This window comes from Galbitalea soli, assembly GCF_010686725.1.
Taxonomy (GTDB): Bacteria; Actinomycetota; Actinomycetes; order Actinomycetales; family Microbacteriaceae; genus Galbitalea; species Galbitalea soli.
The window spans coordinates 171,167-190,208 of sequence record NZ_JAAGWZ010000005.1 but is presented as its reverse complement, the minus strand read 5'-3'; the positions used below and the strand labels follow the sequence as shown (position 1 = coordinate 190,208).

Here is a 19,042-nt window from a genome sequence, read left to right as displayed (position 1 = left end):
CAACGCCACCACCGGCGAACTGATCCGCGAACTCACCCTCGACCCCACCAAGGACTACCAACCCCAAAACAAAGAAAACCGCTGAACCCAGGGGTTCAACGGTTTCCTATGTCCCGAGACAGGACATTGGTGCGCCCGGAGGGATTTGAACCCCCGGCCTATTGATCCGTAGTCAATTGCTCTATCCGCTGAGCTACGGGCGCATGCCGGCCCAAAAAGCCAACCTGACGACTATACCAATGATTTTGCGAGTCGTCGCCCCGCCCAGCGCTGGTGCCCGGCCCGCGGAGACCGGGCACCCTTCTCACTCAGACGGTGCGGGTCACGCGTTGACGTCGCCGCGCCACGCACCATCCGGCGAGCCCTTGGCCTCGATGTACTCCTTGAAGTCGTTGAGGTTCTTCTTGATCGCGTGGTTGTCGACACCGAGCGCGGCGCCGAGGTGCTCGAGCAGGCCCTTCGCCTCCCAGTCGAGCTGCACGGTGACGCGGATATCCGCGTCGCTCAGCTTGTGGAACGTGACGACACCCGCGTGGTCGGCGTCGCCGCCCGTGCTGTTCCAGGCGACCCGCTCGTCGGGGTGCTGCTCGGTGACGACGGCGTCGAAGTGACGCTCGACACCGTTGATGCGCACGGTCCAGCTGGTGAGGGTGTCACTCTTCTGCTCGATCGACTCCACGAAGCTCAGAAACTTCGGGAACTCCTCGAACTGGGTCCACTGGTTGTAGGCGACGCTCACCGGAACGTGAACGTCGATGGTCTCGATGACCTGGGGCATTGTGATCTCCTTACCGCGCACCCGTGGGTGCCGCGCGTCGCCGGGCGCGTTGCCACGGCATCCCTCGACGCTACGGTGGAGAGCCCGGAGTCAGGAGGGGCTTGACGAATGGGCAATCGCCACCACTGCGCAAGGTGGGCGAGCGAATGTGTCTGGATTTGACCTCGTCTTACCGTGCGTGACGCCCCGCTTGCGCGTCGCGCCCGCCCCGCGCCTACCGTCGAGACCGTGCGCACAGAATCCGACCCCCGCGACGACCGCGGGCTTGTTCTGGGGATGACCGTCCGCACGCTCGGCGCCTGGCCGGGCGCGTGGCGGCTCGACGGCGCGCACCGCGACCCGCGCGCCGACGCCGCGGCGCTGTACGAGACGGCATCGGGTGCGGAGCGGGCGGGCATCCATTTCCTCTACTTCGGCGACTGGCTGTCGACCTCGGCGGAGTTCGAGCACACCGACCCCTACCTCCTTTCGCGCGTGGATCCCTTCGCGGCGGTGAGCTTCCTCGCCGGGGTGACCCGCACGATCGGGCTGGTCGCGACCGCCAGCTCCTCGTTCGCGGAGGCCTACGCGGTGGCCCGCACGGTCGCCTCGGTCGACCTGCTGAGCGGTGGCCGCGTGGGGGTGGCGGTGACGAGCGGGTCGGAGGCGGCATCCGCCTCGAACTTCGGGATCGGCCTCGTGCGCGGCGACGACGACCGCATCGCGGCGGCTGCCGAGTTCGTGCGCGTGCTTCGAGGGCTCTGGGACAGCTGGGAGGACGACGCGTTCGTCGCGGACCGGTCATCCGGCCAATTGATCGATCGAAGCCGGCTGCACCCGCTCGCGCACAGCGGTCGCTTCTTCTCGATCGCCGGCCCGCTGGGCGTTGCCCGACCGCCGCAGGGCCACCCACCGGTCGCGATGGTCGGCGGATCCCCCGCCGCGCGCGAGCTCGCCGCCCAGGAGGCCGAACTCTGCTTCGTCTCCCCGCGCTCGCTCGACGACGCGCGTCTCGGCTACGCGGAGGCGTTGCGCCGCGCCGCCGACCACGGTCGTGACCCGCGCGACCTCGTGCTGATCACCTCGCTGCTGCCCATCACCGCGCCGACGCGGGAGGGCGCCTGGGCGGCCTACGACGAACTCGTCGACGCCGTCGCCGTCGAGCCGGTCGCGGGCGGACCGGTGCCGCCCGGACTGCCGGGCAACCGCACGATCCGCTCCCTCGCGAGCGCGGTCGGGGTGAGCCTGTCGGGCATCCACATCGATGAGGCGGTACCGCTGCGGGTCGCGCAACGCTTCAGCCCGCTCGGCCGCGCCCTCGCCGCGACAGCCCAGGAGCGCTCGGGCCGCAGCTTCGGCGGTGCCCGCCCGATCACGTTCCGGCACCTGCTCGTCGCCCACTCGGTCGGCTTGCCCGTGCTCGTCGGATCCCACCGCGACATCGCCGACCACCTCGAGCACTGGTACCGCGAGCGCGCGACCGACGGCTTCACCCTGCTCGCGAGCCACGCCCCGCAGCTGCGCGCCTTCACCGACTCGGTGGTGCCCGAGCTGCTGCGTCGCGGGATCGTGCAACCGCCGCGCGCCGGCGCGACGCTTCGCGAGAACCTGGGCCTGGGCATCCCCTCGAACCGGCACAGCGACCGGGCGTCTGGCGCGCTCGCCTGAACTACTGAACTAGCGAGCGAGTTCCCGCTCGACGAGCAGGGCGAGGTCGCGCAGAATCGCCATTCGCTCGGGGTCAGGCTCGCGCGGCTTCGGGTCGAACACGCAGATCGCGCCCACCGGGTGGCCGTCCGGCGACTCGACCGGGAACCCGAGATAGAACCGGATGTTCGGGTCACCCGTCACGAGCGGACTGTCGGCGAACCGCGGGTCGGTCGACGCGTCCTCCACCGTGAGGCCCTCGCGCATCTGGATCGTCGTGTTGCACAGGCTCGCCGCCCGCGGTGCCTCCCGGAACGGCACGCCGAAGCTCGACTTCAACCACTCCCGCTCGCGGTCGATCAGGGTGAACGTGGCCGACTCGGTGCCGAGCAGCTTCTGGGCCATGCGCACGATCGTGTCGAAGCGCTCCTCCCGCTCCGTGTCGAGGATGCCCAGCGCCTCCACCGCCGCCTGACGCCCCTCCTCCGCACTCAGCGGGTGCCTGGACGTCGCGTCGCGCCCCTCGCCCCCGCGCTGCACGGCGGCCACGAGCGGCGCGGCCAACTGCGCTCCCCACTTCGCTGCCACGTCCTCAGCGCTGAGCACGGTCCCCGGATCGCTCGTGGGCGGCACCAGCCGCAGCACGGTGACGGAGGCGGAGTCGCGCGGACTCGTGCGGGAGAGGTGGCTGAGGAGGTCATCCGGGTCGGTGGCGGGGATCGCCGCTCGGCTCCCCCGACGCCCGCGGACCGCGACGGTGGACGGCACGAGGAACACGTGCGCGGTCGGCGCGAGGTACACCGCGAGCACGCCGAGGATCACCGGCAGGCTGTCGGCGGCGGCGACCGGGTCGACCGCGAGCACGACGGCGTCGAAGCGGGCGGGGCCGAGCCGCCCGATGGTGTCGGCGCCGGTGGCGAGCGTCGGATCATCCAGTCGCACGACCCAGGCGTCGAGCCCACGGCCGGTCTGCTCGGCGATGATCGGCACGGCCCGCGCGATCGCCGGGGAGACGCGCACGGGCGAGTCCGAGGCCTCCGCGAGGCCGGGGATGTCGACGGGGGTCGCCTGCCGCGACGGCTCGAGCACGGCTCCCGACCCGACGAACAGGATCCGGTCGGGCGTCACGCCCGTGATCTCGATCCGAACCGGTGAGTCGTCGTTCTGCTTCCTGGCCCGCCCGAAGAACTTCACGTGTCCATCCTGAGGGGCGCGAGTGGCGGGTGCAAACAGGGGGACCTTCGACTCTGACGCGTGTCGCGGGAGGTCGCGAGAGTGGGAGCACTCTCCGCGACCCCCATCACCGAAGGAGAACACCATGCGAGCTGCGCTCGTCACCCGTTTCGACGCCCCTCTCACCATCGTCGACCGAGATATCCCCGCTCCCGGGCCGGGCGAAGTGCTCGTGCGGATCGAGACCTGCGGACTCTGCCACACCGACATCCACGCCGCCCACGGCGACTGGCCGGTGAAGCCGTCACTCCCCTTCGTGCCGGGTCACGAGGGCGTCGGCATCATCGAGAAGCTGGGCGACGGGGTGACCGGGCGCGTGCTCGGCGAGCGCGTCGCCATCCCGTGGCTCGGCTACGCCTGCGGCGAGTGCCAGTACTGCATCGACGGACGCGAGACGCTGTGCGAGCGCCAGCACAACAGCGGCTACTCGGTCGATGGCGCGTTCGCCGAGTACGCGGTCGCGAGCGCGCGCTTCGTCGTGCCGGTGCCGGCCGGGGTCAGCCCGCTGGATGCCGCTCCCCTCACCTGCGCGGGCGTGACCACCTACAAGGCGCTCAAGGTGGCGCACGTGCAGCCGACGGAGCGCGTCGCCGTCTTCGGCGTGGGCGGGCTCGGTCACCTCGCCATCCAGTACGCCGAGATCATGGGCGCGAGCGTCGTCGCCGTCGACGTCGAGCACGAGAAGCTCGAGTTGGCGCGCTCGCTCGGCGCCGGCTTCGTGATCAACGCGAGGGAGGTCGACCCGGCGGTCGCCATCCAGGACCTGGGCGGCGCGGATGTGGCGATCGTGCTCGCGGCGTCACCCCGCGTGTTCGAGCAGGCCTTCGCCTCGCTGCGGCGCGGGGGTCGGCTCGTGTGCGTGGCGCTGCCCGCGGACGGCACGATGAGCATCCCGATCTTCGACACCGTGCTGAAGGGCATCTCGATCATCGGCTCTATCGTGGGCACGCGCCAGGACCTCGCGGAGGTCTTCGCCCTGCACGCGGCGGGCCGCACCCGCGTGATCGCCCAGTTCAGGGATCTCGAGGAGGTCAACAACGCGGTGACGCAGGTGCTCGCCGGCGATATCCCCGCGCGGATCGTGTTCCAGCTGCACCCGGAGCACAGCGTCGTCGCGACCGTCCCGGTGCCCGCCTGAGCAGCTCGCGGGCCCGCAACTCGGGCCGGTGCGCGCCAAGGGGGCCGATGCGGAGGGCGAGCGAGCCCTCTACTCAGGCCTCGTCGTCGGCCGTGAAGTTCAGCGCGAGCGAGTTCATGCAGTAGCGGTCGCCGGTCGGCGTGCCCACGCCGTCGGGGAAGACGTGCCCGAGGTGCGAGTCGCAGCGCGCGCAGCGCACCTCGGTGCGCTCGATGCCGAGGCTGAGGTCGGGCAGCAGCGTGACGGCCTCGGGGTTGACCGACTCGTAAAAGCTGGGCCAGCCGCAGCCGGAGTCGAACTTGGTGCCCGCCGCGAATAGCTCGTTACCGCAGGCCTTGCAGGTGTAGAGCCCGGCGCGCTCCTCGTCGAGCAGCTCGCCCGTCCACGGGCGCTCCGTGTCGGCCTCGCGCAGTACCGCGTACTCGGCGGGCGTGAGCCGCTCGCGCAGTTCGGCGTCGGAGAGCTCGATGGGCTGGCTGCTCATGGGGGCACCTTCGTGGTTCGGGGAGTGTGGGTGGCGGCGACAACGGCCGCCCCCACAATTCTGCTACACCCCGGCGAGCGCCGCTTCCGGTGACTCCAGCGCCAGCCGCCGCAGCTCGGCGACGGTCAGATCCTCCGCGCGGTGCAGGCGCCCCGCCGACCGCCCGTTGCGGATGACCAGAATGTCGTCCGCGACCCCGAGCAGTTCCTCCTCCTCCGTCGACACGAGCACGACCGCCCGGTCACCGCCGTGCGCGAGCTCGCGAATGAGGTCGTGGATCTCAGCCTTCGTGCCGATGTCGATGCCCTTCGTGGGCTCATCCAGGAGGAGCACGCGCGGACTCTGCAGCATCGCCCGGCTGAGCAGCACCTTCTGCTGGTTGCCCCCGGACAGCCGGGCGATCGGTTGCTGCAGATCCCCGTGGATGCGCACGCGGCCGAGTGCCTCCTCTGCGGCCGCGCGCGCCCTTCCCAGGCGGAGGATGCCGGCGGACTGGAACCGGTCCAGCACGGGAAGCGTGACGTTCTCGCGAGGGTGGAACTCGGGGATGAACCCGTCCGACTTCCTCTCCTCGCTGACGAAGGCGATACCGGAACGGATCGCGTCGGCGGGCGATGCCGGTGCGTAGGGATGACCGCCCAGCACCATCTCCCCGCCGCTCAGTCTCTCCTCGCCGAAGATCGCGCGCAGCACCCGGCTGCGCCCCGACCCGACGAGACCGTAGATGCCGAGCACCCGGCCCGCGCTCGCCTCCAGGCTCACGCCGCGAAGTCGCGCGGAGCGGATGTCGCGAACGCTGAGGAGGGTCTCGCCCGTCGACGCGGGAGCCGCCGAGCGGGCGGCGCGCGCGGTCGGCTCGCTCTCGTGGCCGATGATCGCGCGCTCGACGTCTGCGCGGGTGACCTGCGCCGTCGAGCCGCTCAGGAGCACGCGCCCATCGGTGAGGGCGGTGATGCGGTCGGCGACGGAGAACACCTCGTCGAGCCGATGGTCGACGAGCACGACGCCGACGTTCTCCTCGGTGGCGATGCGCTTCAGCTGTTGCAGGAGCTCCTCGATCTGCGTCGGCGACAGCGCGGTGGTCGGCTCGTCGAGGAGGAGGTATTTGACGTTGCGGCGCAGCGCCGAGGCGACCTCGATCAGCTGGCGACTGGCCACCGGCAGGTCGCGGAGCACGGTGGTCGCGGTGGCGTCGATGCGGTACTTGGCGAGCAGGTCATCCGCCACCCGGTTCATGGCCGCCCGATCGAGGCGACCCGCGGTGGTGAGCTCGCCGGCGAGGAACAGGTTCTCTGAGACCGTGAGGTTCTCGATGAGCGAGAGCTCTTGGTACACCGCGATGATCCCCGCGGCGTGGGCGTCGGCGGGCCGGGCCAGCCGGACTTCGGAGCCATCGATGGTGATGGCGCCGGAGTCCGGCCGGTCGGCACCGGTGAGGAGGCGGAGGAGGGTCGACTTTCCGGCCCCGTTGTGGCCCATGAGGCCGTGCACTTCACCGCGTCGAATGGTGGCGTCGACGCCGTCGAGTGCGAGGGTGTTGCCGTAGCGCCTGCTGAGGGCGCGGGCGGCCAGTTCGCCGGTCATCCTTCTCTTCCTTCTCCTCGTGTCAGCGGTGAATCAACCGAGTTCGTCCTCGGCGGGCTGCTGGCCCTCCGTGAACACCTTCACCGGCTGGAACACCATCTCGGGAACCGTCTCGCCCTTGATGAACTTGGCGGCGTTGTCGGCCACGATCTGGGCGTACAGCGAGGGCTGCTGCGCGGCGCAGCCGCGGTAGAGCACGCTGTCGAGCTTGGTGTTGGCGGCGCAGAACGCGTAGAGCGTCACCTTGCCGCTGAGGCCGAGCTGCTTGATCGCCTGGATCGAGCCGACCGCGGCGGGCCCGGTGTCGGCGAAGACGGTGTTGATCTCGGGGTGGCCCTGGAGCATCTCGGTCACGACCTGGAGGCTCACCTGCGGGTCGACCTTCGTGTCGACGCTCGCGACGACCTTCGAGGTGCTCGACTTCGCCGTGATCTCGGCCTCGAAGGCCTTGTCGCGGTCGACCGTGACCGTCTCGTTGGGCTCGCCGGCGATGCCGACGACCGCGGGCTTGGAGCCGAGGTCTTCGAGCGCGGCGTCGGCCATGACCTTGCCGCCCTCCTTCTGGTCGGCACCGACGTACTCGACGATGCTGCCGCCACCCGACTTGACCTGGTCGCGGTCGGCGTCGATGTTGACGGTGAAGACCGGGATGTGGGCCTTGGTGAGCAGGTTGACCTCGGCGGCGCCCGGGCCCGAGGTGACCGGGTTGAGCGCGACGACGCAGACGTTCTGCTGGATGAAGGACTGCACCTGAGCGAGCTGGCTCGAGTCGCTGTCGTTGGCGATGGCGACCTTGACGGTGAAGCCGGCCTTCGCACCGTTGTCGATGAAGCTCTGGCGCATCGCGACGTAGTACGGGTTGACCGTGTTGGGCAGGGAGACCGCGAGGGTCGGCTTGTCGGACTTGCAGTTGGCCGGGAGGGCGGATGCCCCGCCGCTGGCGCCCCCGGAGCCGGTACTGGCTCCCGGGCCGGAACAGCCCGCCAGCAGCAGCCCCGCTGCGGCGACCGCAACGATGACTGCACTTCTTCGTAGCATCATGTTTGCCTCTACTTTCTGTGGTGGTGATGGTGCATTTCTGTGATGCCCGGGCGCGCGAGGGCGCGCCCGCTGTGCCGCCGTGGTGGCGCGGCACGTCTAGGGAGGAGAGGGCGGAGGCCCTTCCTAGGATTTGGCGGGGGTGCCGACGGCGGCGCGCCTGCCCGATCTGATGGCGTTCCAGCGCGAGAGGCGGATCGGATTGCCACGTCGCGAGCGCCGGTAGGTGTCGATGGCGACACCGAGCAGGATGATCACGCCGATGACGAGCGGCTGCCAGTAGCTGTTCACGTTGGTGACGTTCATGCCGTCGCTGACGGTGGCGATGAGCACCGCGCCGATCATCGCGCCGGGAATGGAGCCGATGCCGCCGAAGAGGCTCACACCGCCGACCACTGCCGCCGCGATGGAGAAGAAGAGCTCGTTGCCGAGACCCGTGTTGGGGAAGCCGACCATGAGCCGCGAGGTGGCGATGAGCCCACCGAACGCGCCGCACATGCCGCTCAGGGCATACGCGAGGATGGTCGTTCTCGCGATGTTGACGCCCGCGAGCCGAGCGGCCGCCCGGTTGCCACCGACGGCGTAGAGGTGCACGCCCGCCTTGGTCCAGCGGAGGAACAGCGCGCCGAGGATGGCGGCGAGGATGAGGAGCACGACGGGGACCGGGATGCCGGCGAGGTAGCCCTGACCGATGAAGGCGAAGCCCTGGTCGGTGACCGTGACGGAGTTCGCGCCCGTGATGATGAGCGGAATCGAGGAGAGCACGCCCTGCGCCGCGAAGGTGGCGATGAACGGTGGCACCTTGACGTAGTGCACGACGATGCCGCTGATCGCGCCGGCCCCGGCACCGATGCCCAGGGTGAGCAGCGCGGCGATGGGCCAGGGGATCCCCGCCTTGAGCATGATCGGGGCGAGCACGCCCGTCGTGGCGATCATCGCGCCGGTGGAGAGGTCGATTCCCCCGGTGAGGAGCACGAAGGTCTGACCGAGGGCGAGGAACCCGACGACCGATCCGTTGAGCAGCAGAATGCCACCGTTCGAAGCCGAGCGGAACGACTCGGAGAGGGCGGCGAATACGCCGAGCACGATGAGCAGTACGACGAAGATCCCCGTCTCGTCTGGCCATCTGAAGCGCCTGAGGTTCACGTCACATCCTTGGTCCGTGTGGTGAGCGCTCAGCGACCCTGGTGATCAGCGGCGCCCACGACGTCTGTGCTGACGATGCTAGGAGCGTGCCCATAAACGGGTCGTAAACATTGGGAGCAAAGGCAGCAACAAGCCCGCAATACTCAGTCGGCGAGCATCCGGTAGCCCGTGCGCGGCTCGGTGACGATGAGCGGCGGGTCCCCCGGCTCCTCCAGCTTCGCGCGCAGGCGGCCCACGTACACGCGCACGTACTCGGTGTTCGTGGCGTACCCCACGCCCCAGACCTTGTGCAGCAGCACCGAGTGCGAGAGCACCTTGCCGCGGCCGCGCGCCAGCTCGGCGAGCAGCGCGTACTCGGTGGGCGTGAGCTTCACGCGCTCCCCCGCCCGCGTGACCGACTTGGCGTCGAAGTCGATCCGCACGCTGCCGATCTGGAGCGGCGGCTCGCTCGCATCGGGGGCCGACTCCGGCGGGCGGCTGCGGCGCAGCGTCGCGTTGATGCGGGCGAGCAGCTCGTCCACGCCGAAGGGCTTGGTGAGGTAGTCGTCGGCGCCCAGGTTGAGGGCGCGCACCTTGTCGGTCTCCGCCCCGCGCGCCGAGAGCACGATGATGCCCATCGAGCCCTTCTCGCGGATCTTCCGGCACACCTCGAAGCCGTCGGCCGCGGGCAGCATGAGGTCGACGAGGGCGAGGTCGGGCTGCATGTCGTCGACGAGCTCCATGACGTCGCGACCGTCGCGGGAGACGTAGACGCGGTAGCCGCGGATGAGCAGGTTGGACTGCACGAGGTCGACGATGTTGCGATCATCCTCGACCAGGAGCACGGAGGTCTGATCAGACATGGGGCTCTCCTTCAGTGCTGGGGGCCGCTGAGAGCGGAAGCGTGAGGCGCACGTGGCCGGTGCGCGCGCCCGCGACGGCCGACAGCGTACCGCCGTGCGCGAGCACGATGTTGCGGCAGATCGCGAGGCCCAGCCCCGCGCCGGGCGAGGCGGGGCGGCGCACATACGGCTCGAACACGTCGTCGCTGCGGTCGGCCGGAATCCCCGAGCCCGAGTCGATCACATCGAAGACCACGCTCTCGCCCGCCACCCGCACCCGCACGCTGATGGGCGCGCGGCCGTGCTTGAAGGCGTTGTCGAGGAGGTTCACGAGCACCTGCTCGATGCGGTCGTGGTCGGCCCAGATGGTCGGGATGCCCGGCTCCACCTCCACGCTCGTGTCGCCCGGGTCGGGCGACGACACGGCGACGGCCGCGCTCACCACCGCCTCCACCTCGCACCAGTCGGGCCGGATCGTCATGCCCCCGGACTCGATCGCCGCGATGTCGAGCAGATCCCCGACGAGCCGCTGCATGCGGCTCGCCTCCGCGGCGATCGCGCCGAGGAACCGCTCTTGCGAGCCGCGGTCCCACTCCACGTCGGTCGAGCGCAGGCTCGAGGCGTAGCCGCGGATGGCGGTGAGCGGCGTGCGCAGCTCGTGGCTGAGCCGGTAGATGAACTCGCGCTGCAGGTCGGCGGTTCTGGTCGCCGCGGCGCTCTCGGCCCGACTCGCCTCGGCGAGCGTGCGTTCGAGCGCGAGACGCAGCGACCAGGCCGCGCCCTCGAGCAGTTCGAGGGTCTCCGGTTCGAGCGACTCGGTCGGCTGATCCCAGCGCGCCGCGAGCACGTACCGCCGATCGCGGGCGACGAAGGGCACGAGGAGCGAGTCCTCGTCCGCGGGGATGATGCCGCGCGAGCGCGCGGGAGTCCACTCGTGCGACTCCGCGGCGAGCACGAGCTCCTCGGCCGCATCGGGGTCGCCCGCCTCGGCCTTCACCTCGAAGCGCGACGACTCCGCCGACAGCTGCTCCGCACCCCGGTCGTCGCCGGCGATCACGACCGCGCGCGCCGAGAGCCCGTCGAGGAGGGTGGGGAGCACGCGGGGGAACCCCTGCTGGACATCCAGATCGTCGGGGTCGGCCAGCACGTCGCGCAGCTCGCGCAGGATCTCGAGCGCGTGATTACGACGCTGGTAGCGGCGGAGGATGTCGTCGCGCTCGATGGCGGAGGCCGCGAGGCCCGCGTAGAGGCCCGCGAGCTGGAGCTGGTCGTCGCGGGGGCGCCCGGGCACGTCGGCGAACCCGGAGAGCACCCCGAACAGATGGCCGTTGCCCTGGATGGGAACCGCCCACATGCTCATCGGGCCACCCGCGACCGGGTCGAAGCCGCCCGCCGAGCTCAGGTCCTCGACCACCTGGGGATGCCCGGTGCGGGCCGCCTCCGCGATCGCGTTGTCGCGCGCGAGGGGGAACGCGCCGAGCTGCGAGCGGAGGCCGCGCGGCAGCGAGACGCTCGCGGCGAGGGTGAGCACGCCCTTCTGGTCATCCTTGAGGTGGACGCTCAGTTGGCGCTGATCGGCCGCGGCCGCGTAGCCCGAGACGATCGCCGGAAGCGAGGCGAAGGGCTTGGACGCGGCCATCTGTTCGAGCAGGCTGCTCAGCTGGGAGAGGTTCTGCCGCGCCACCGACTCGACGGCCACGCCCGACATGAGTTCGAGCACATCGCCCGGCTGGAGGCCGACGGGCGAGCTCACGGCGACCATCCGCCCCTGCCGCATCACGATGAGCCGGTCGGCGGTGCGCATGATCTCGTCGACCTGGTGGGTGACCAGAAGCACCGCGCGCCCCTGTTCGCACAGGCCGCGCAGGAGGCCGAGGACGTACTCCGTCTCGCGGGGGCTGAGGGCGGAGGTGGGCTCGTCGAGCAGGATCAGCGGCGGATCGCTGAGCAGCGCGCGGGCGATCGCGATGATCTGCCGTTGCCCGCCGGAGAGCTCGGAGACGACGCGGTTCGGATCGATCTCGGCGGCGTTCAGGTGCGCGAGGGCGTCGAGCGTGGCGCGGCGCATCCGTCGCCTCTCGAGCAGCGGGCGACCGGCTTCCCGACCGAGGAACACGTTCTGCGCCGCGGTGAGGTTGTCGCACAGCCCGAGGTGCTGCCAGACCACGCCGATGCGCCGGGCGTCGAAGGCCGCCGCACTCGGTCGCCCGAACGACAGGGATGACCCCGAGCTGTTGCTCTGCAGGCCGCAGATCGCCTCCAGCACCGTGGACTTGCCAGCCCCGTTCTCGCCGAGCAGGCCGACGAACTCACCGGGACTCAGTTGAAAGCTGATGTTCTCGACGGCGATGCGCGCCCCGCGCGCGACGCGGAGGTCGCGCACGTCGAGGGCGGGTGCTGTGTCGGGCGACCGCGCTGCCGCCGGACCTGGGGCGAGGAGGGTGATGAGGTGCTCCCGGGGCGCCGAGGGACTGGTTGCGAAGGACGCTAGTCGCTCCGCGGCCGCTTTTCAACGGCGGGAGACCCTACCGCTGGGGCGGCCGGGGCAGGCCGAGCGCGGGAAGCACGACCCCGTCGATGACGCTGATGAGGTAGTCGCGGTCGACCGGCTTGCGCAGCATGAGGGTGCGGTAGGCGGCCATGGCGGGCCCGACGAGCGAGAGCGTCTCGGTGTCGGCGTCGGCCGGGATCTCGCCGCGCTCCTTGGCGCGATTCATGAGGATGCGGTTGATGCGGGCACGCGGCTCGATGATCGCGGCGTGCGCGGCGTCGACGAGTTCGGGCGTCTTCTGCAGCATCGACATGAGGCCGGCCATGACCTGCAGCTTGCGCTCGCTGTCTTCGATGGCGTGCGGTTTGATCATCGCGATGAGGTCGCCGCGGAGCGTCCCGGTGTCGGGCAGCGCGTCGACGTCGAGGTTGGCGTTCTTCATGCACGCCACGGCGTCGATGACGAGTTCGCCCTTGGATGCCCAGCGCCGGTAGACCGTGGCCTTGCCCGCCTTGGCGCGCGCGGCGACCATGTCGATGGTCATGCCGTCGTACCCGGTCTCGGCGAGCACGTCGAGGGCGGCGAGCAGGATCTCGCCGTCACGGCTGAGATCGCGCTTGCGGCCCAGTTTGGGAGCGGAATCGGCGAGCGTCACTGCTGGCCTTCCCTTCTCTCGTTCACGTGTTGTCCCTGCGATGTTACCTCGCGGTTAATTCCGGTACTTAGTGTATCCGAAACTCTCCAGTTCCGTATATAGTGTCCACCATGTCTTCTCTCACCTCCGCAACTCCCGACGCTCCGCCGGCCGGTCGCCGGCGCTGGCTGACCCTCACCACGGTGGGTCTCGCCCAGCTCATGGTCGTTCTCGACTCCACCGTCGTGAACATCGCCCTCCCCGCCGCCCAGGCCGATCTCGGCTTCACCAACGCCGACCGGCAGTGGGTCGTCACCGCCTACTCCCTCGCCTTCGGCAGCCTGCTGCTGCTGGGCGGCCGCCTCTCCGACCTCATCGGTCGCAAGCGCACCTTCATCATCGGGCTCATCGGCTTCGCCGCCGCCTCCGCCATCGGCGGTGCGGCGACGACGTTCGGGATGCTCGTCGCCGCCCGCGCCCTGCAGGGCGCCTTCGGCGCGATCCTCGCCCCCACCGCCCTCGCGGTGCTCACCACCACCTTCACGATTCCGAAGGAGCGCGCCCGCGCGTTCGGCGTCTTCGGCGCGATCGCGGGAGCGGGCGGCGCCATCGGCCTCCTGCTCGGCGGGTTCCTCACCCAGGACCTGAACTGGCGCTGGAACCTCTACATCAACGTGTTCATCGCCATCGTCGCGGTGATCGGCGCGGTCGTCTTCGTCGACCACGTCGTGCGCACCGGACCCCGCCCGAAGCTCGACGTGCCCGGCACGGTCCTCGTCTCCGGCGCCCTCTTCGCTCTCGTCTACGGATTCTCCAACGCCGAGACCGACGGCTGGGACTCCGCCTGGTCGTGGGGCATGCTGACCGCCGCGGGCGTCCTCGTGATCGCCTTCGTGCTGTGGCAGCTGCGGGCGAAGCACCCGCTGCTCCCGCTCTCGATCGTGCTCGACCGCAACCGCGGGGCCGCGTACATCTCCATCCTCATCGCGGGGGCCGGCATGTTCGGCATCTTCCTCTTCGTGACCTACTACCTCGAGGTCACGCTGAAGTACACGCCGATCCAGACCGGCCTGTCGTTCCTGCCGATGATCGGCATGCTCGTGCTCGCCGCCCAGCTGGGCACCAACTTCCTCGTGCCGCGCCTCGGCCCGAAGATCATGGTGCCGTTCGGCATGGCCCTCGCCTCGGCGGGGATGATCTACCTCACCCACCTCACCGCGACGAGCAGCTACGCCGCCGATATCCTCCCGCCGCTCATGATGCTCGGCTTCGCGATGGGCTCGATCATGCCCGCCTCGATGCAGACCTCGACGCTGGGGGTCGACCGCCAGTTCGCCGGAGTCGCCTCCGCGCTCGTCAACACGAGCCAGCAGGTGGGCGGGTCGATCGGCACCGCGCTGCTGAACACGATCGCCGCCACCGCGATCACCGACTACGTCACCTCGCACACCCCGCCCACGCCGAGCGTCCTCGCCGACGCCGCCGTGCACAGCTACGCGACGGTGTACTGGGTCGACGCCTCGTTCTTCGCCTTCGGTGCCGTGCTCGCCGCGATCCTGTTCCGCCGCCGCGGCCAGGGCCTCTCGCTCAGCCACACCCCGGCCGCCGCGCCGGCCCCGGCCGACGACCCGGTGCTCGTCCACTGACCCGCTGTCGATCGAGTCGGTGCTGATTCGTCATCACCGTGTCAGCATCGACTCAGACAGTAAGGAAACGGACATGCGCTACACACTCCTCCTCCACTACCCCGAGGTCACGGAAGCGACCGGCGACGAGGCGCTCAGCCCGGAGGCACTCGCGGAGGGCCAGCGAGCCTTCGCGAGTTACGCCGAGGTGCTCACGCGGGCCGGCGTGCTCGTCTCCGGGGAGGTGCTGCGACCGTCGAGCGCCTCGACCACGGTGGCGATGCGCGGCGGGAGCCTGGTCATCCAGGACGGCCCGTTCGCGGCGAGCAAGGAGCAGCTCGGCGGCACCTTCGTGATCGACGTGCCCGACCTCGACGCGGCGCTCGAGTGGGCCAAGCAGGCTCCCTCCGTCGCGTGGGGCACCGTCGAGGTGCGTCCCGGCGCCGTGTTCGTGCGGGACGGCGCGTGGGTGCCGAACGACTGAGCCACGAGGATGCCCGGGCCGCCGCCGAGCGTGCGGCGCGGGCATCCTATGGTCGCCTGGTCGCCCTTCTGGCCGCGCCGACGGGAGACGTCGCGCTCGCCGAGGACGCCCTCTCGGCCGCGTTCGAGGCCGCGCTCGACTCGTGGCCGCGCGGCGGTGTGCCCGCCAACCCGGACGCGTGGCTGCTCACGGTCGCGCGCAACCGCCAGCGCGACCACTGGAAGTCGGCGGCGACCCGCAGCTCGGTCGAGCTCGATGAGGAAGGAGCCGGGGCCGTGACCGTTCTCGACGAGGTCGACCCCGATCGGATTCCCGACCGCCGACTCGAGCTGCTCTTCGTCTGCGCGCACCCCGCCCTCGACCCGGCGGTGCGCACCCCGCTAATGCTGCAGGCGGTGCTCGGCATCGACGCGGCGCGCATCGCCGCCGCCTTCGCGATGCCCGCGGCCACCATGGCCCAGCGTCTCGTGCGGGCGAAGCGGCGGATCAGGGATGCCCGGCTCCGCTTCGCCGTGCCCACCCGCGCCGAGCTGCCCGAGCGCCCGCCCGCCGTGCTCGAGGCCATCTACGGCTGCTTCGCGATCGACCGCGGCCTGCCGACGCCGGACTGGTCGACCTCGCTCACCGGCGAGGCGGCGTTCCTCGCGGTGACCCTCGCGACGCTGCTCGGCACCGAACCGGAGGCCTGGGCGCTCGCGGCCCTCATCACCCTGTCGAGCGCACGTCTCCGCCCGCCCGGCGCGGCGTACCTGCCGCTCGACCGACAGGACCCGCGCGAGTGGGATGCGCGGCTCATCGCCGAGGGCGAGCGGTACCTTCGGCGGGCATCCGGCACCGAGGCACCCGGACGGTTCCAGCTGGAGGCCGCGATCCAGGCCGTGCACTGCGACCGCGCTCGCACCGGGCTCACCGACTGGCCCGCGCTCGTGCTCCTGCACCGCGCCCTGGTCGCGACCGCGCCCAGCCTCGGCGCGCACGTCGCGCTGGCTGCTGCGCTCGGCGGGGCGGATGACCCCGCCGCCGGCCTCCGCGAGCTCGACGCGCTGCCCGCCACCGCCGTCGCCTGCTTCCAGCCCTACTGGGCCACGCGCGCACACCTGCTCGCGGCGACCGGTCACCCCGCCGAGGCCCGTGCCGCTGCGGACCGCGCGATCGAGCTCAGCGGCGACGAGGCGGTGCAGGTGTTCCTGCGCGAGTTCGCCGATGGGCTCGGCTCCAGAGCGGCGGGCACCGCCCCGTAACACGCGGCAACACGCCGAACCCGGCCTCGCGCGGCCTCTAGGGTCAACATGTTGACAAGTTGCGGGTGGTGCCCGCCAGGAGCCCGGAGGTGACCGAGTGAGCCGACGACCACCCCTGATCTTCAGCGCCTTCAACGAGTTCGTGCTCTCGCACCACGACCACGGCGCGTGGCGACACCCCGAGAGCCGGCAGACCGAGTTCACGACCTCCGCCTACTGGATCGACCTCGCGCGCCTCCTCGAGCGGGGCCGCTTCGACGTTCTCTTCTTCGCCGACGTGCTCGCGCCGTACGACATCTACCGCGGCTCGCGCGACAGCGCGATCGCCACCGGGATGCAGTCGCCCGTGTACGACCCGGCGGTGATCATCCCGATCCTCGCCCACGAGACCGAGCACCTCGGCTTCGCGCTCACCGAAAACATCCTCCAGGAGCCGCCGTACACCTTCGCCCGCAAGATGTCGACGCTCGACCAGCTCACGGGCGGACGGGTCGCGTGGAACATCGTGACGAGCTTCCTGCCCGGTGCCGGTCGCAACCTCGGGCACCACGGGCTGCCGAGCCACGAGGAGCGCTACGGGCGCGCCGAGGACTACGTGAACGCGGTCTACGGGCTGTGGGAGCGCAGCTGGGAGGACGACGCGGTGGTCGTCGACCGCGAGCGCGGAATCTACGCCGACCCCGCGAAGGTGCACGAGATCGACCACGTCGGTCCCTATTACACGGTCTACGGACCCCACCTCACCGCCCCCACCCCGCAGCGCACGCCCTTCCTGTTCAACGCCGCGGCGTCGGGCACGGGCATCGATTTCGCGGGGCGTCACGCCGAGGTGCTGTTCACCTCGGGCGACGCGCGGACGGCGGCGGCGGGCGTGCAGCGGCTGCGGGCATCCGCCGTCTCATTCGGTCGCCGAGCCGGAGACGTGAAGATCCTCGGCGGGCTGGGCATGGTGCTCGGCAGCACCGAGGAGGAGGCCCGGCGCCTCGACGCCGAGCTGCGCGAGTGGCAGTCGCTCGAGTCCATCCTCGTCAAGTTCAGCGGTTTCTGGGCGGATGACCTGGGGCGCTACCCCGTCGACTCCCCCGTCGGCGCGATCCTCGCGGCCCCCGACACCGGCATCGTCACCCGGCAGGCGCTCGGCGCGGTGGCGGACCCCTCCATCACCTTCGAGGCGGCCATGCGCGGCATCGCCAACCAGCACGTCGTGGGAACGCCGGAGCAGATCGCCGACGAGATCGACGCCTGGCAGGACGCGGGCGTCGACGGGCTCAATCTGCAGTACCTCGTCGCCCCGGGAACCTACGAGGACTTCGTCGACCACGTGCGCCCGCTCCTCGTCGAACGCGGCACGATGCGTCGCGAGTACAGCCCCGGAACCCTGCGCGAGAAGCTGACCGGCTCGCCGTACCTCCCGATCGAGCATCCCGCCCGACGACACCGCGCCACCCCCTCGACCTCCCAGGAGAACGCGTCATGAGCACGCCCCCGCCCACCGATCAGGAACTCCTCGACCGCTTCGCGCCGTACTTCGCCGCGATCGCCGAGGGGGCAGCCGCGCGCGAGGCGAGCGGCGAGCTGCCCCTCGCCGAGGTGGAGGCCCTCCGCCTCGCCGGCTTCGGGGCGGTGCGCCTCCCTCGGGAATGGGGTGGCTCGGGCGCCTCGCTCCGACAGCTGTTCCTCCTCCTGCGCACGCTCGGGGCCGCCGACTCCAACATTCCGCAGGCACTGCGCCAGCACATCTACTGGGTCGAACTGCTGCTGCACCGGCCGGATGCACCCGGTAACGCCGCGTGGGTTCGTCACGTCGCCGCCGGCGAACTGTTCGGCAACGGGACGACCGAGCCCCTGGGCTCGGCGCTCGGTCACATCGGAACGGTGCTGAGCCGGCACGAGGACGGCCGGCTGCGGCTCAACGGCCGCAAGATCTACGGCACCGGCAACTCCTACGCGCAGTGGGTGCCGGTCGCCGCGGTCGATGAGCGGGGCATCCCGGTATCGCCCATCGTGGCGGTCGATCGCGCCGGCGTCACCATCACCAACGACTGGAACGGCTTCGGGCAGCGCACGACCGCGACCGGCTCGAGCGTCTTCGACGACGTCGTGATCGACGACGACGAGGTGTTCGCCTGGGACACGGAGGGGGCGAGCCGCGCCGCGGCCGGGCTGCACCAGGCGGTGCTGTTCAGCGCGCTCGCAGGCGTGCTCGAGGCCGGCGCGCGCGACATCACCGCGATTCTGCGCGCGAAGCGCCGGGTGTTCTTCACCGGCACGGGCGAGTTGCCCAAGGACGACGCAGTGGTGCAGGAGCACGTGGGCCGGGCCCGGGCCGCCGCCGACACCGCGGCCCTCCTCGTCGACGGAATCGCGCGGGCGCTCGAAGACGCCTGGGTGCTCTGGAACGACCCCGCCGTGCCCGCGGCCCGCGCCGACGAGGCCTTCGTCGCCGTCGAGCTGATCGTCGGGTCGGTGCAGGTCACTCTCTCGGAGCTCGCGCTCGACACCACCGCCCACCTGCTCGACGTGCTCGGGGCGTCGTCGCTCGATCGCGGGCTCGCACTCGACCGGCACTGGCGCAACGCGCGGGCGCTCGCCTCGCACAACCCGTACCCGTTCCGCGCGCGCGTGCTCGGGGACCACGAACTCAACGGCACCCCGCCCGCCGCCTTCGCGGTCGCGCGCGACGTCGGCGACAAGGTCGAGGCGGCCCCGGCGAGCTGAT

The 19,042-nt window shown here is 70.8% G+C and carries 16 protein-coding genes and 1 tRNA gene; 7 read left to right on the top strand and 10 right to left on the bottom strand.

The window, feature by feature from the left end; all coding sequences use genetic code 11:
- Nucleotides 1–127 precede the first annotated feature (127 nt).
- Nucleotides 128–203, bottom strand: a tRNA-Arg gene (locus G3T37_RS14525).
- A 119-nt stretch (nucleotides 204–322) separates the two neighbouring features.
- A complete protein-coding gene (locus G3T37_RS14520; protein WP_163474610.1) occupies nucleotides 323–778 on the bottom strand; it encodes an SRPBCC family protein in 456 nt (151 codons plus the stop codon).
- Between the two features lie 228 nt (nucleotides 779–1,006).
- Here G3T37_RS14520 and G3T37_RS14515 point away from each other — a divergent pair, with 228 nt between their 5' ends.
- Complete coding sequence (locus G3T37_RS14515; protein ID WP_163474609.1) at nucleotides 1,007–2,425, top strand: NtaA/DmoA family FMN-dependent monooxygenase; 1,419 nt, start codon at nucleotides 1,007–1,009, stop codon at nucleotides 2,423–2,425.
- A 9-nt stretch (nucleotides 2,426–2,434) separates the two neighbouring features.
- Here G3T37_RS14515 and G3T37_RS15220 read toward each other — a convergent pair whose 3' ends face one another.
- Entirely contained in the window at nucleotides 2,435–3,598 is a 1,164-nt protein-coding gene (locus G3T37_RS15220; protein WP_163474608.1) for a GAF domain-containing protein, read from the bottom strand.
- Nucleotides 3,599–3,722: 124 nt separating this feature from the next.
- Between G3T37_RS15220 and adhP the strand changes: the two genes are divergently transcribed.
- Nucleotides 3,723–4,775 (top strand): alcohol dehydrogenase AdhP, encoded by a 1,053-nt coding sequence (gene adhP, locus G3T37_RS14505; RefSeq protein WP_163474607.1) that lies wholly within the window; start codon nucleotides 3,723–3,725, stop codon nucleotides 4,773–4,775.
- A 73-nt stretch (nucleotides 4,776–4,848) separates the two neighbouring features.
- Here adhP and msrB read toward each other — a convergent pair whose 3' ends face one another.
- The 7 genes from msrB to G3T37_RS14470 all read right to left on the bottom strand — a co-directional run bounded on the left by msrB (nucleotide 4,849) and on the right by G3T37_RS14470 (nucleotide 12,994).
- Complete coding sequence (gene msrB / locus G3T37_RS14500) at nucleotides 4,849–5,259, bottom strand: peptide-methionine (R)-S-oxide reductase MsrB (RefSeq protein ID WP_163474606.1); 411 nt, start codon at nucleotides 5,257–5,259, stop codon at nucleotides 4,849–4,851.
- A 63-nt stretch (nucleotides 5,260–5,322) separates the two neighbouring features.
- On the bottom strand, nucleotides 5,323–6,843 hold the full coding sequence (locus G3T37_RS14495; protein WP_163474605.1) for a sugar ABC transporter ATP-binding protein: 1,521 nt from the start codon (nucleotides 6,841–6,843) through the stop codon (nucleotides 5,323–5,325).
- A 33-nt stretch (nucleotides 6,844–6,876) separates the two neighbouring features.
- Nucleotides 6,877–7,884 carry a substrate-binding domain-containing protein gene (locus tag G3T37_RS14490; protein WP_163474604.1) on the bottom strand — a complete coding sequence of 336 codons (1,008 nt, stop codon included), beginning with the start codon at nucleotides 7,882–7,884 and terminating at the stop codon, nucleotides 6,877–6,879.
- A gap of 123 nt (nucleotides 7,885–8,007) precedes the next feature.
- A complete protein-coding gene (locus tag G3T37_RS14485) occupies nucleotides 8,008–9,027 on the bottom strand; it encodes an ABC transporter permease subunit (RefSeq protein ID WP_206673842.1) in 1,020 nt (339 codons plus the stop codon).
- Nucleotides 9,028–9,170: 143 nt separating this feature from the next.
- Nucleotides 9,171–9,869: a response regulator transcription factor gene (locus G3T37_RS14480; RefSeq protein WP_163474603.1), complete on the bottom strand. Its 699-nt coding sequence runs from the start codon at nucleotides 9,867–9,869 to the stop codon at nucleotides 9,171–9,173.
- Nucleotides 9,862–12,231, bottom strand: a complete 2,370-nt coding sequence (locus G3T37_RS14475) for an ATP-binding cassette domain-containing protein (protein ID WP_163474602.1) — start codon at nucleotides 12,229–12,231, stop codon at nucleotides 9,862–9,864. Before G3T37_RS14475 ends, G3T37_RS14480 begins: the two co-directional genes overlap by 8 nt.
- 142 nt (nucleotides 12,232–12,373) lie before the next feature.
- Entirely contained in the window at nucleotides 12,374–12,994 is a 621-nt protein-coding gene (locus tag G3T37_RS14470; RefSeq protein WP_163474601.1) for a TetR/AcrR family transcriptional regulator C-terminal ligand-binding domain-containing protein, read from the bottom strand.
- Nucleotides 12,995–13,104: 110 nt separating this feature from the next.
- Here G3T37_RS14470 and G3T37_RS14465 point away from each other — a divergent pair, with 110 nt between their 5' ends.
- The 5 genes from G3T37_RS14465 (at nucleotide 13,105) to G3T37_RS14445 (ending at nucleotide 19,041) form a co-directional block, all read left to right on the top strand.
- On the top strand, nucleotides 13,105–14,619 hold the full coding sequence (locus tag G3T37_RS14465) for an MFS transporter (RefSeq protein ID WP_163474600.1): 1,515 nt from the start codon (nucleotides 13,105–13,107) through the stop codon (nucleotides 14,617–14,619).
- A gap of 73 nt (nucleotides 14,620–14,692) precedes the next feature.
- Nucleotides 14,693–15,082 carry a YciI family protein gene (locus G3T37_RS14460; protein ID WP_163474599.1) on the top strand — a complete coding sequence of 130 codons (390 nt, stop codon included), beginning with the start codon at nucleotides 14,693–14,695 and terminating at the stop codon, nucleotides 15,080–15,082.
- Nucleotides 15,064–16,323 carry an RNA polymerase sigma factor gene (locus G3T37_RS14455; RefSeq protein WP_338401285.1) on the top strand — a complete coding sequence of 420 codons (1,260 nt, stop codon included), beginning with the start codon at nucleotides 15,064–15,066 and terminating at the stop codon, nucleotides 16,321–16,323. The genes G3T37_RS14460 and G3T37_RS14455 overlap by 19 nt, the downstream gene beginning before the upstream one ends.
- A 97-nt stretch (nucleotides 16,324–16,420) precedes the next feature.
- Complete coding sequence (locus G3T37_RS14450) at nucleotides 16,421–17,800, top strand: NtaA/DmoA family FMN-dependent monooxygenase (protein ID WP_163474598.1); 1,380 nt, start codon at nucleotides 16,421–16,423, stop codon at nucleotides 17,798–17,800.
- A complete protein-coding gene (locus tag G3T37_RS14445; protein ID WP_163474597.1) occupies nucleotides 17,797–19,041 on the top strand; it encodes an acyl-CoA dehydrogenase family protein in 1,245 nt (414 codons plus the stop codon). Before G3T37_RS14450 ends, G3T37_RS14445 begins: the two co-directional genes overlap by 4 nt.
- The last annotated feature ends 1 nt before the right edge of the window (nucleotide 19,042 follow it).

Excerpts from the sequence above, each read along its gene's own strand:
- msrB (WP_163474606.1), bottom strand. The coding sequence starts at position 5,259 with ATGAGCAGCCAGCCCATCGAGCTCTCCGACGCCGAACTGCGCGAGCGG.
- G3T37_RS14490 (WP_163474604.1), bottom strand. The coding sequence starts at position 7,884 with ATGATGCTACGAAGAAGTGCAGTCATCGTTGCGGTCGCCGCAGCGGGG.
- G3T37_RS14460 (WP_163474599.1), top strand. The coding sequence starts at position 14,693 with ATGCGCTACACACTCCTCCTCCACTACCCCGAGGTCACGGAAGCGACC.
- G3T37_RS14465 (WP_163474600.1), top strand. The coding sequence starts at position 13,105 with ATGTCTTCTCTCACCTCCGCAACTCCCGACGCTCCGCCGGCCGGTCGC.
- G3T37_RS14495 (WP_163474605.1), bottom strand. The coding sequence starts at position 6,843 with ATGACCGGCGAACTGGCCGCCCGCGCCCTCAGCAGGCGCTACGGCAAC.
- G3T37_RS14445 (WP_163474597.1), top strand. The coding sequence starts at position 17,797 with ATGAGCACGCCCCCGCCCACCGATCAGGAACTCCTCGACCGCTTCGCG.
- G3T37_RS14520 (WP_163474610.1), bottom strand. The coding sequence starts at position 778 with ATGCCCCAGGTCATCGAGACCATCGACGTTCACGTTCCGGTGAGCGTC.
- adhP (WP_163474607.1), top strand. The coding sequence starts at position 3,723 with ATGCGAGCTGCGCTCGTCACCCGTTTCGACGCCCCTCTCACCATCGTC.
- G3T37_RS14480 (WP_163474603.1), bottom strand. The coding sequence starts at position 9,869 with ATGTCTGATCAGACCTCCGTGCTCCTGGTCGAGGATGATCGCAACATC.